This is a genomic window from Candidatus Brocadia sapporoensis (assembly GCF_001753675.2).
GTDB classification, from domain to species: domain Bacteria; phylum Planctomycetota; class Brocadiia; order Brocadiales; family Brocadiaceae; genus Brocadia; species Brocadia sapporoensis.
In genome coordinates this window covers 1-11,646 of sequence record NZ_MJUW02000043.1, presented here as the reverse complement: position 1 = coordinate 11,646, position 11,646 = coordinate 1, and the positions used below count along the sequence as shown (strand labels likewise).

Annotated in this window: 11 protein-coding genes; 1 reads left to right on the top strand and 10 read right to left on the bottom strand. The window is 40.9% G+C overall.

The window, feature by feature from the left end:
* Window positions 1-250: 250 nt before the first annotated feature.
* The 10 genes from BIY37_RS03845 to BIY37_RS03805 form a co-directional block, all read right to left on the bottom strand.
* Entirely contained in the window at window positions 251-1,198 is a 948-nt protein-coding gene (locus BIY37_RS03845) for an alpha-1,2-fucosyltransferase (protein WP_080324832.1), read from the bottom strand.
* 452 nt (window positions 1,199-1,650) lie between these two features.
* Window positions 1,651-2,208, bottom strand: coding sequence for a sulfotransferase family protein (locus BIY37_RS03840; RefSeq protein ID WP_143299160.1), 558 nt, complete (start codon window positions 2,206-2,208; stop codon window positions 1,651-1,653).
* A gap of 235 nt (window positions 2,209-2,443) precedes the next feature.
* A complete protein-coding gene (locus BIY37_RS03835; RefSeq protein ID WP_070066521.1) occupies window positions 2,444-3,304 on the bottom strand; it encodes a sulfotransferase domain-containing protein in 861 nt (286 codons plus the stop codon).
* Window positions 3,304-4,080 carry a glycosyltransferase family 2 protein gene (locus tag BIY37_RS03830; RefSeq protein ID WP_070066520.1) on the bottom strand — a complete coding sequence of 259 codons (777 nt, stop codon included), beginning with the start codon at window positions 4,078-4,080 and terminating at the stop codon, window positions 3,304-3,306. The genes BIY37_RS03835 and BIY37_RS03830 overlap by 1 nt, the downstream gene beginning before the upstream one ends.
* 14 nt (window positions 4,081-4,094) lie before the next feature.
* Entirely contained in the window at window positions 4,095-4,832 is a 738-nt protein-coding gene (locus BIY37_RS03825; protein ID WP_179129275.1) for a sulfotransferase domain-containing protein, read from the bottom strand.
* Entirely contained in the window at window positions 4,819-5,715 is an 897-nt protein-coding gene (locus BIY37_RS13090; protein WP_070066518.1) for a hypothetical protein, read from the bottom strand. The genes BIY37_RS03825 and BIY37_RS13090 overlap by 14 nt, the downstream gene beginning before the upstream one ends.
* The gene (locus BIY37_RS03820) at window positions 5,712-6,698 is read right to left on the bottom strand and encodes a glycosyltransferase family 2 protein (RefSeq protein WP_070066517.1); all 987 of its coding nucleotides are present in this window, start codon (window positions 6,696-6,698) and stop codon (window positions 5,712-5,714) included. Before BIY37_RS03820 ends, BIY37_RS13090 begins: the two co-directional genes overlap by 4 nt.
* On the bottom strand, window positions 6,695-7,486 hold the full coding sequence (locus tag BIY37_RS03815; RefSeq protein ID WP_143299159.1) for an FkbM family methyltransferase: 792 nt from the start codon (window positions 7,484-7,486) through the stop codon (window positions 6,695-6,697). The genes BIY37_RS03820 and BIY37_RS03815 overlap by 4 nt, the downstream gene beginning before the upstream one ends.
* A gap of 239 nt (window positions 7,487-7,725) precedes the next feature.
* The gene (locus BIY37_RS03810; protein WP_070066515.1) at window positions 7,726-9,024 is read right to left on the bottom strand and encodes an ABC transporter ATP-binding protein; all 1,299 of its coding nucleotides are present in this window, start codon (window positions 9,022-9,024) and stop codon (window positions 7,726-7,728) included.
* Window positions 9,025-9,202: 178 nt separating this feature from the next.
* Window positions 9,203-10,021, bottom strand: coding sequence for an ABC transporter permease (locus BIY37_RS03805; RefSeq protein ID WP_070066514.1), 819 nt, complete (start codon window positions 10,019-10,021; stop codon window positions 9,203-9,205).
* A gap of 615 nt (window positions 10,022-10,636) precedes the next feature.
* On the opposite strand from BIY37_RS03805, the gene BIY37_RS03800 reads away from it, so the two are divergent.
* Window positions 10,637-11,596, top strand: coding sequence for a glycosyltransferase family 2 protein (locus tag BIY37_RS03800; RefSeq protein ID WP_080324830.1), 960 nt, complete (start codon window positions 10,637-10,639; stop codon window positions 11,594-11,596).
* The last annotated feature ends 50 nt before the right edge of the window (window positions 11,597-11,646 follow it).

Genomic DNA, 11,646 nt, shown 5'->3' with positions numbered 1-11,646 from the left:
CCCGTTTTCCCTATCGGCTCCTAACTATTCTGAGAAAATATTCTCTCTCACCATCCGTTTCGCTGAATAGTTACGTTTTTTTACATCAACGTATACAAAAGGCACTTCCATAATTTTAGGATGATAGAAGCCGTGCCCCCCAGAGATCGTTTTTGCCGAAACATCCTCCATGATCCGAGAGCAGCATCAAAACGATACTTTTGGTTCCTCATCTCTATATAAATCATTTTCGTATAGAATGTTTATTTCACTAGAGTCTGATCCAATCTTCTGGAATAAAGCCTTTTGTATTGACATCTTCTTTTTTAAACCATTTTTCAGGAGCAACAACCATTTTCTCGGGATTTTTATTGAGCCACGCTCCCCACCAGCTAAAAGTGCTGTTTGCAATAATGTGATATTTACCCTGACTTAACAGGCGCAAATCCTCATAGCACTTTTCTGCCCCATTGTGTTCCACCACCGTTGATTCGTATTTTATCTTAAGATTATTTTTCACCCATTCCGGATCATCAGAAAAGAAAAAGAAATGAGGATTGGCAATTTTTGTTATGATAAAATCTATGCATCGTTGATAGTAGTCTATACCACAAACTCCATGCAGGCTATTCGTCTCCGGATTATTCACATAATCTCCACGTCTTACATGTACCGTTACAGAATTACCTGATTTTATACTATCTGACAATACCTTATTTTTATCCGTTTGCGGATATTTTATCGTAAACTCTTCACGAATTATCGTCTCAATTTCTGCGAAATATTTTTCGCTCTGCCAGTAGCCATCCAGGTACACCTGATCCGGCAACTGCAAAATGGACGGATCAAAAACAAAATACTTCTCAGCAACATAGCCACCTGGCCGCCTGATTGGCCGTTTAAATACCCTATCCAAAGCCTTTTCAACAATTCCGCGTTTAACGACGGTAAGCCTCTCTATTTCCTCAACGGCAGCAAAACATTCCTGAATATTAAACGCACCGAGTTCATATTTACGAAGGGTGTTGTCCTTAAACATCTCGATATCCAGTTTCAATTTTACGCCTAGTTTTTCCGCCAGTCGGCGCCCTGCAGCATACTGAAACATCTGATTTCCCAAGCCGCCCATTAATTTAACGATGATCATTATTGTCTGTTTTCCTGAACCAAAAACAGCCGCATCCGTAGGCTTGAGCTGAGGCCATCTCTTTAATTGCATAGTGGATTAAGCCTCCATCCTGTGCGGCATCGGGGATTAATGCAAACTCCATAATCTCTAATTCTGCAAAATATTCCATAACCTGTTCATAACAATATGCGCGGTAATCAAAAACATCTAATAAACATGGCGCTTAAGAGCGTCGTGTCAAAATAAATGAAGAAATATCAACATGGTGTCCTGGTTTGTTTGGGCCAATACACGTGCTGCCCGGATGGTGTGAAAGACGTGATATCGATCAAAAGACATGGTTGCTGTTTTGCCATTCAGACACGGATAGCGGCCTTTCCAGCATAATGAAAACCACTTCATAGTTTTTGCTGGTTTCCGCCAGAATATTATAAAATCCTGTCAAGAAGAAAAAACTTTTTAGCATGCCGTACCGGAACAAAAAACCGGAGATTTGAGAAAATTTTCCTTCCTGGTAAAAACCGACTTAAACAGCTCCAGCATCAGCCTTGAACATCAAAATCGTCCAACTCATATCCATATTGACGTATAACATCTCCGTGCAATTTATTAAAGAGACGTATTTGTTCGGTTGATAACACTTTTTTGTATTCCCCAATCATACCCTTTCTAAAAGTAACGCTGGTTTCACTAAAAATCTTTCGCGCTATTTGATGCGAATCGATTCCATCCATCTCAAGATACCTGAAAATGTCTTTTGTCGTATTTGTTTGTTTTTCATCAGTCCCACCACCCTTAGGTCCGACAAGATCTTCAAAACGTACCTTCATGACACGGGGGTGAAAGTAAAGTACACGGGATAATCTGAAATGCTCAATAGGATTATATTCGACTTCGCGAAACTTGTCGTTCCTGATAAAAATATTAATGAGTTCGTCATCGGTAAAATGGCTATAAACTTTTTTCATGTAATCTAAATGCAGATGCATGCTTTTACCACTTTTGGGATGGAGCCAATGGAACCAGGATACCAGCACATCTCTTGGATCTCGAAAATTAAAAATTATATAAAGCGATTGGCCGCCTTCCTCCAGCGACATCTGGACCTCGTCTGAAGGGGCGAAGTGAGACCATAGGTACTGGTTGTCCTTTAATCCGGAAAAATGGGACAGCCTGCAATCTTTTCCGACCCCTACGCCCTGAAAACCGGCCTCTTGCATTACATTGTGTATTAAGTGTGTGCCGGATTTCTGCAACGAGACTATTAATATTTTTTTCGAAGGTTGTGTACGAAAGATATTTTTTAAAAACATACTTTTTTATAAAATAATCCTATTACAAACTGTAACCCACGGATCTTAAGAATTCTTCACCACCCATTTCCCTGAATATCTGCATATGTTTTTCTGTAAAATGGTTCTTCCAATCTCCGCTGATGCCTTTTCTTTGATGTGATTTTGCGTCCTCCACTCCATGATTTCGTCCGCTCATCGTCTCAAACGATGTTTTTTCAATAGTCTTCCTTATAATTCTCTCAGGGGAATTTATATGGCATCTTTCATTTATATACCGGATCCATTTCTCACGGTCTTCCAGCAGGTCTTCATATTTTACTTTGACAACATTATCCGCCCTTACATTAAGCCAGTAATTCATGACAGGCATTCTGTATTTCATATACATGATAAGTTGTTTTTCGATTCCTTCTTCCCTGGTCAATTTACGAAACTCAGCAGGCGTGCAACCCATCGTCCCCTCGTGCTGATTGTTCGTTATATAAAAATAACCGGATACTATTGCATCTCTAATATCTCGGTAGACAAAAACCACTTTTTGTTCGGGCTTGAAATCTTCAATAATCCCCTCATGATAATGATTGACTTCATACCTTCGGGAAAAAGACGGACTGATTCTTTTTATCAGTGAATAAACGATATTATTCTGCCTTGAGTTCAGTAACGATGAAACGATTTTAATTGTCCACATTGTACCGCATCGGGGGGTGCCCAGGACATTAAAATAATGAGGCGGACATGGAGTGTGTATGCGTGCGGTGGATCCTTTTAATATTTCCTCCAATGATACCATAACAGGGTAAAGACATTCCCCGTTCCAGCTATACTCATCCCATTTTTTGGAGTATAAATTATCCTGCGCTGCTTTTATTATTTCGGTCTGATATCCGGTAAAAGTCACTATGATATATCAATCCCTTTCCCGTAGTATTTACTTCTGGCATCGCTGGCACAATATTTATCGTCCCAAAGTCCGAGTTTGTCCGGAGATGACGTGCCTCTTCCTTTAGTATCAATATCAAAAACCAGATGGCCGTTCCCTACAAAAAGCACGGTAAAGCCTTTGTGATAATTACGCCATCTGATGTTTGAGGTCTGATAGAGGGAAATTAAATATTCATCAGTATCATATCCTTTTAAGACATTGTTCCAGTGGCTCGTGGTAGCGCATCGGAAACAACTGTTAAATCCCCCCATGGTAAATGGGTCATTGTCAGGCGCAGGGAATGAATATATGTCATCAATCTTTTCAAGTTTGGCCTTTGTGTGGGTAAAACATGCGCTGAACATCCCGTACCTCAGTCCATTTGGTGATATTTTTCCGTAGTATTTTTTCATAGCTTCGGCCATTGCCGAAATAAGGCCTGGCTTAAAACCATGATCATCGTCCATTATGCATAGGTAATCGGGCGCGTAGAGTTCCTGCCCCAGATGCAGGCACATATTTCTTGCATGCGCCATGGACATATTGCTCGACAGGATTAGGAAAAAATCATTATTCCTGTTCAGGCTCAGTAAATAATCCCATTTTTCATCACGTCCGTTTACGCTTGAATCATGCACTATAAGTCTGGCATCGTTCTTCAGGGTTTCGTCCAAAACACTCGGAAGTGTTATCTTAACAGTTTCCAAATTCTCAAATGTAGGGAAGATTGTTAAAAACTCTGTTTTTTTCATTGCTCTCTCCTATCCTAATCCAGAGGGTAGCCCATCTGAAGCAGAGTATCTCCTATTTGCTCTTTAAAAATCCTTCTGTGTTCCTCTTGCATCTCCTGTCTGTAGCGACTCACGATACCTTTGTTAAAATGCAGATAGTTCTTTTGGTGCTTATCAAGGCTGCTCTTATCGTACCGTTTCAATAGCGTATCGATATGATCACTGCTGATTGCATGGTTCAAATAGGCAATGATTTTTTTCATTTCATCTGCCGGATTACTCATCAAATCTTCATAGCGGAGTAAATACGCACCGCTGCATTGCTTCCATAGTCTCCATGTATTGATTACCCTCTTGACATTTTGAAAAGCACTGTGAAAATCGGTGGGACCGGCCAGTTTGCGGGTATCTTCATGTTTCATACGCTCCTTACTATGGTCGATATCCGACAGAAGCACATCACGCGGGTCACGGTAAATATATACGACCTTAATAAGGCCCAACCGCAAAAACAATTTAGCAGCAAGCGTAGGCCTGCGATGTGTTTTAACGACAAAGGGCCGCTGAAGGTAACTTAATAAGACCACGATGGATAATTTTAAAAATGTCAGGTCTCTGATATTACAATTGTATTCATGTAATATCGAGTCCAGTTTGTATCTGCGTTTAATCTCGCGTGCATCACACATACCCGACAGAACAAACATGTCATTTAGCAGATTATAAATATAGCCGGTCCCGGACTTAGGCATCCCGGCGCTAACTAATACCATAAGATCCTCCCTTTTGTTTTTCGGGGGTGACAACATAACCCGATACAATATCTTCCGGTACATCTATCCCCAGCAGCATGCTCTTTTTTATATACGCCTTTATGCGTTCCTCGCAATATTCAATTTCGCTGAAGTTATCATATCTCATTTTCGCTTCTTTCCGGCTGTTAAGCACCCTGCCGGTCATCTCCTGCGTTTGCCCGGTAGGGGTTATCTTTAATTTTTCAAAAAATGTTACGACATCGGGGTAATGACAAAGGCTTTCCAGGCAGACCTCATAGGTATTCACCCGTGGATATTCTCTCTGAAAACGGCGTGCACGCGCCTCGATGTCCAACAGGTAAGCGATGCACAAATCATATTGATCCAGGTTTTCATCCTTATCGATACAGTTTATCGCCCGTGTCTGCGCATTAGGGCTCGACATCCAGTCCGGCCAGGCTGTATTTTTTGATGAAAAGTATCCTAATTCAACAAAGCTTTTCAAAACATGTGACAACTCTCTGCGTAAAATGATAACTCCAATGTTCTTGAATTCCTTGATAACAACATCGTAAAAGGTTTTAATGAACATGTGATTTGTCTCGCAGTATATTTGTCCGGCTGGGAGCCCGTTCAATATCTTCTTTATGGCATTGCACTTGATCCTTCGTTTTTTTGCAGTTCTGTCATAAGGCAGTTCGTTAATCATATGCAGAAACGATCCGTTCATGGGTGGTTCCGCCTCATGAAAACTTGTAACCTCTTCTGCTGTTCCTAAAAGCTCAGCAAGGTACTGAGAACCGGAACGTCCCGGGTTTATTGAAAAGAGTAGTCTGTGATCCTGGGTTTTCCTGAAATATTTAATGAAATTATTGTATGCGGCGCTCATTCTTGAGGTCATTTGTCGATATTTTTCATCTTCAGAGAAGATTCAGGCGACTTATTGAAATACCTTATAATTTTTAATAATTTTAACGGCAGTGTTAATTTAAACAAATTTACTGCAGCCATTTCAAAGGACATCCATTTTCTAAATTCCCGATAACACCGAAATGCCTGTTGTTTATGCCCTTCATCAAGCAGGTGATTGATTATGCTGTCAGCACGTCTTGAAAAAAGCCTGAACAATTCACTTCTGATGTATTTTTTTTCTTCAGGTTCCAAGCCTTCAAGCAAAGAGCTATTTTTGCTATAAACCTGGAGCATCTGATTCAGCACAATATCCTTTGATAAATATTGCGAGATCCCCCCTGCATGGTCACGGCGCTCGATTAAGGGTATCGGACAGTATGCAATATGGAAATATTTACTCAGCCTTATCTTGAAATCCCAATCTTCATGAGTAATCCTTCCTTCGTCATAATAACCGATTTTTTTTAAACAATCAGAGGATATCAACTCATTTCTGAATAGCGTGTTACGGGGAAAAGAGCGACTGAAAACCTGAGAGAATATATACCCGCTTGGCGGCGGGGTTTTGTCAGCCCAAAGACCCGACCTCTTGCCTTCCTCATTTATTGAATAAAAGTTGGAGTAAACAACCTTTGAATCCGGATGCTGTTGCAGTGTTTTAAATTCCATCTCCAGTTTTTCAGGTAAAAACCGGTCATCACCATCAAGATAGGTCAACCAATCTCCCTTTGTCTGCATTTGAGCAAATGCCTTATTCTTTGCAATACCAAGATTTTTTTGGTGATAAAAGGGCATTATCAGATGCGGGTATCCATACGCGTAGTTTTCGATAATTTCCTGTGAACCGTCTGTAGAAAAATCATCCACAATTATTATTTCAAAAGGTTTCAGCGTTTGAGCAAGTACACTTTCGATAGACTCCCTTAAATAGCCCTTTTGATTATATGATGTTATGATTACGCTGATTTTCATACTTTAACTATTGGCATTGCTATAAAGTTCGCAAAATACGAATTAGTATCCTGAACATGAGGTAACAGTTCGGCATCAGCAGAAATTGGATGGCACTGATACCCGAGACTATTCAGAAACGTGAATATCTCATGGCTCTCTCTTCGCATCCCTTTGAGCATCTCCTGTGAAATCTCGAACTGGATCATACGAATAGCTTTGTCCCTGAGCATGCATATACATCCTTGGAGGACGTCGAGTTCAGCCCCCTCAACATCGATCTTTAAGTAGTCGATCGAGGCTATCCCATGTTCGATACAGTAGCTGTCTATTGTTACCGTACCGACACTTTCTTGTTGGACAGGTTCAAGTCTCACTCCCGGCCTGCCCCTCACACGCATGGCAGGTTCACCAAGGGTATTCAGCACAGAACGTCCGGGAGGGAAAATGTTGAGCTTCATTGTTTTCCCTGGTAAGGAATATACTATTACCTGCTCCGTGATGATATTTTTGAAGTTGTTCAGTTCGATGTTTGCCTTCAATCTCCTCATGGTTTCAGTGCACGGTTCAAATGCGAAGACACGCCCCGATGGACTGACAAGAGAAGCGAACAGGAGAGCAAACTGCCCGATATTTGCACCTATATCGAATACGATCATGCCGGGCGCACAAACCTTTTTACTGTACTCTTGCTCGGAAATTTCAGAAATACCCATATATCCGTTGAGGAAGAGTAAGTCTATTCTCTCCTCAGGGAGAACGATAAAATGAAATCCATTTCTATCGGGAAAGACAATCGGTATTTTCAAGATTTTCTGCACAACAAAGGTATAAAGCAATGACCTCCTGAAGCGATGATCGCGAAATTTGACGATAGTCTTAATCGTTTTCTGGACGCGCTTAGTAATTGATAATATTTTTTCTAAAATTATCACTTCTCGCCAATCTTCCCTGCCTTGCCTCTATGTATAATAATCGGGATCATGTTAAATGGACACTTTCACGAACTGGTACTATCGAGCCCCTATCCGATCCTCTCACCTTATTTTCAATCATGAACATCCCTCCGGAGAGGCGCTCCAAGTATCTCCCAGGTATGTTCTGCCAAAAAAGGCCCAAACTTGGGATTTTTCACCCTGCCAGTACCAAAATAGTCACCTTCAGTTACTTGAAGTTCCGCAGCATGGAATACCAGATCCATAACGTCTTGAGTATTTTCAGCACAAATCGTTATACGATAGATGCCAGGGATTAAAGGTAATCGGGGTACCGTACAAATAAGCATGCCTTCGATAGGAATCTCGTCAAAAAGATTTCCCGTATAGTCATTGCGAAAGAGTAAAAGCTTCTCGCCCGTAAGCGTTTCGATTGCTATACTAAACATTGTTTTGCCGTCTTTTATCGGTGTCAGACACCGATATGTGCAGACGATCTGCAGATTCTGACCTGACAGAGCGACAGAACACGGCTCTCCGTTGGTATTCTGAAAGCCTACGGCAGTGAATCTTACTTTCCCGTTCCCCTTCCGGTCATTCCGGTCTTCCAATGGCCGTGAGCTGATTTCAGATAGCAAAGAGGTATAAGCCTGAATCACCTCATCGGGATTACCATCGTTTACTACACTTCCGTGATTAAGCAGGATTACCCTGTCGCATAGCGATTGTATCGCTGCCATATTATGACTCACTAACAAAACAGTCCTCCCTTCACTCCCCACCTCCTCCATCTTTCCTAAACACTTTTTTTGAAACTGTGCATCTCCGACAGCTAGAACCTCATCAACAATGAGTATCTCAGGCTCAAGATGTGCAGCTACCGCAAAGGCAAGGCGGACGTACATCCCGCTTGAATAATGTTTTACCGGGGTATCCAAGAATTTTTCAACTTCTGCAAATGCCACGATATCATCAAATTTCCTCTTAATTTCAGCCCCGGCCATTCCTAGTATAGCGCCGTTAAGATAGATATTTTCGCGTCCTGTAAGTTCAGGGTGAAATCCTGTTCCAACTTCGAGCAAACTTGCCACGCGACCTTTTAGACGTACCTTACCCGTTGTCGGTTCGGTTATGCGGCTCAGTATTTTAAGCAAGGTAGATTTACCGGCGCCATTTCTTCCAATAATACCAACGCGGTCCCCCTGTTCGATTTCAAAGTTTATATCCTTAAGCGCCCAGAACTCTTCCAGGGTGACGGCTTCCTTGTTTGGCGAGAGCGGGTGCAAAATGCGTTGCCCTATGCCAAGCATCTTATGCATAACGATATCGCGAAGCGTAATGTATCGCTCACGTCTTTGATGTCCTATAATATATTTTTTCCCAAGGTTTTCGGCTTTTATTATAATACCCATTTTCCGGATACTCACAAAAGGTAAAGGATTATTGCATCAAATTATACAGGTTATCAAACCGGTAAGGTATGCTTCCCACCACGAGTGTCCGGGTGGTATAAAAAGCTGCCGAAAGTAGATTTGCTTGTTGCTTTTGATTTGGTCATCCGGGGCGATTGATAAACCAGCGAGAACAAATCTAAAGTATATCTGCAAAGGTTTTTTCAGTTTTTCTGAAAAATCTTATGCCGGTAAATAATACGAAAAATGCCATCACGCAAGAAAATATAAGCTCCTGCCAATTTAAATGAACGTTCCAGCCTAAGATTGCCCATCGGAAGCCGTTGATAACCCCCACCATCGGATTAAGAGAATAGAGCAGATGCCACTGGGATGGCACGGCATTACTGCTGAATCCTACAGGAGAGATATACAAGCCAAACTGAAGTATAAAAGGTATTACGTATCGAAAATCTCTGTACTTAACATTTAGCGCGGATATCCACAATCCGGCGCCCAGAGAAAATAACGCAGTAAACAAAAGGAATATTGGCAACGATAAGATGTGCCAGCCGGGTAGATAGGAGTACCATACCATCAAACCTGATAAAATTAAAAGGGAGATAAGAAAATCAACAAGACTGACTATCAACGTGGTTGTTGGAATAATAATCCGTGGGAAATATACCTTTGAAATCATGTGTGAATTCATTATGAGGGAATTACTGCTTTCAGCAAAAGAGTTTGCAAAAAATTGCCAGGGTAACATTGCTGAATAGACAAGCAAAGGATATGGAATCCCATTTGACGGCAGCTTGGCAATTTTGTTGAAAACGACCGTAAAAACAATCATTGTTAACAAAGGCCTTATCACACTCCAGGCAATACCGATGGTTGTTTGTTTATATCGGACAAGAATATCCCTCCACGCTAAAAAGTAAAATAGCTCATGATATCTCCACAAGTCTTTAAAATATTCTTTTGAGCCTTTGCCTGCTTCAATTATAATTTCTGTCATTTATAGTATTGCCACATAAAATTTTTCTTTTTTCCCGGGTTTTTTATATCCCCCTTTGTCTTTCTTGATCGGGGCGGATTTGGTTGTGGCTGTGCTGCGTTATGTATATCTCAACCGGCTTCAGCAATCAAGACATTCATGCCTTATAAACGGTCTGCCTGCTTAATCTCAGCATTGCCCGGTGAGAAGTTTGCTTGTACGGTTTCTGTCATACCCGAACGCTTTTGTCGGGTGTCCAGCGAACCCAAAACTTCTTGGATCCCTGTTAAAAACATGCGGGAAGACATCCCGAGAGGAATAAAACAAGACCTGTAAATTTCTAACCGGATAGTACGGACTTAATCTAAAAATATGTTGAATTCCTGCAAATAAAAATTAAAATTTACTGGAGTGCTGTTTGATATCCTCGATATCATCAAAGGCCGCGGTAACCCAGATTCATTGGCGTTGAGTAGGTTTTCATATCCTGTTTTTTCTACAACTTGCCATAACAGAAATCTTTATCATTGAGATAATTTAATACATTTTAACAAAAATTCAACAGCTTTTTCTAGGGATATATTGAAAAGATCGTATTTGTTTTTATTTGTCACTTATGTGTATCGTTTTGTATAGATGCCTAAAATATCGGTCATTATACCCAATTACAATGGCAGGCAATTCCTTGAAACCTGTTTGTCATCTCTGACAAAACAAGCCTATACGGATTTTGAAACGATTTTGGTAGATGACGCTTCCACGGATGAATCCCTCCCTTTTGTTCGAACCTACTATCCCAACGCTGAAATTATTTCACTCACAAAGAACGTTGGCTTTGCGTCATCTGTAAACAAAGGGATAAAACAGGCAAAGGGACAATACATTGCACTTCTCAACAACGATACAGAAACTGACAAAGACTGGCTGGCAGAATTGAATCTGGCACTGGATACTCATAAAGACGTTGGTTTTTGCGCTTCCCTTATGATTGACTATAATAACCGAAATATGGTTGATTGCGCGGGAATCGGCTTTTCGTCCTGGGGCAGGGCATACAAAAGAGACTCGGGACAGGTTGTCAGGAGATTCAAACAACCGTCATTCGTCTTTGGCGCTTCGGCAGGCGCTGCCATGTATCGCAGAACACTGTTTGAAAAGGTTGGCCTGTTTGACGAAGACTTTTGGGCATTTTTTGAGGATGTTGATTTAAGTTTTCGGGCGCAATTGGCTGGTTTTAAGTGTCTTTATGTACCCCAAGCCATTGTTTATCATATCGGAACGGCAAGTCATAATAAGAAGAGTGTAAAACTTCGTTATACTGGTTACCGAAACAAACAATGGGTGATTTTTAAGAATTATCCAGCGTATTACCTATTGAAATATTACTTTAAATACGGCCTTAGTGAAATGAAAACCATTTTGACAGATTTTAAAGAAGGTTTTTTCTTGTCACCTTTCATTGCCAATTGGCTCATCTGTAAGGATCTCCCAAAATTATTCAAGAAACGAATTGAAGTTCAAAGATTGAGGACGGTGAGTCTTCATTATCTGGATAGCATTATTGATAAATCTTATTATGAATTAAAGAGAACCTAAATTCTGCAAACGATTTTCGCAGTGCGAAAATCGACCTTCTGTAATACCCT

Bases quoted from the DNA above. Each gene is read 5' to 3' on its own strand.
- BIY37_RS03845 (WP_080324832.1), bottom strand. From the start codon at position 1,198: ATGCAATTAAAGAGATGGCCTCAGCTCAAGCCTACGGATGCGGCTGTT.
- BIY37_RS03840 (WP_143299160.1), bottom strand. From the start codon at position 2,208: ATGTCGCTGGAGGAAGGCGGCCAATCGCTTTATATAATTTTTAATTTT.
- BIY37_RS03830 (WP_070066520.1), bottom strand. From the start codon at position 4,080: ATGAAAAAAACAGAGTTTTTAACAATCTTCCCTACATTTGAGAATTTG.
- BIY37_RS03825 (WP_179129275.1), bottom strand. From the start codon at position 4,832: ATGGTATTAGTTAGCGCCGGGATGCCTAAGTCCGGGACCGGCTATATT.
- BIY37_RS13090 (WP_070066518.1), bottom strand. From the start codon at position 5,715: ATGACCTCAAGAATGAGCGCCGCATACAATAATTTCATTAAATATTTC.
- BIY37_RS03820 (WP_070066517.1), bottom strand. From the start codon at position 6,698: ATGAAAATCAGCGTAATCATAACATCATATAATCAAAAGGGCTATTTA.
- BIY37_RS03810 (WP_070066515.1), bottom strand. From the start codon at position 9,024: ATGGGTATTATAATAAAAGCCGAAAACCTTGGGAAAAAATATATTATA.
- BIY37_RS03805 (WP_070066514.1), bottom strand. From the start codon at position 10,021: ATGACAGAAATTATAATTGAAGCAGGCAAAGGCTCAAAAGAATATTTT.
- BIY37_RS03800 (WP_080324830.1), top strand. From the start codon at position 10,637: ATGCCTAAAATATCGGTCATTATACCCAATTACAATGGCAGGCAATTC.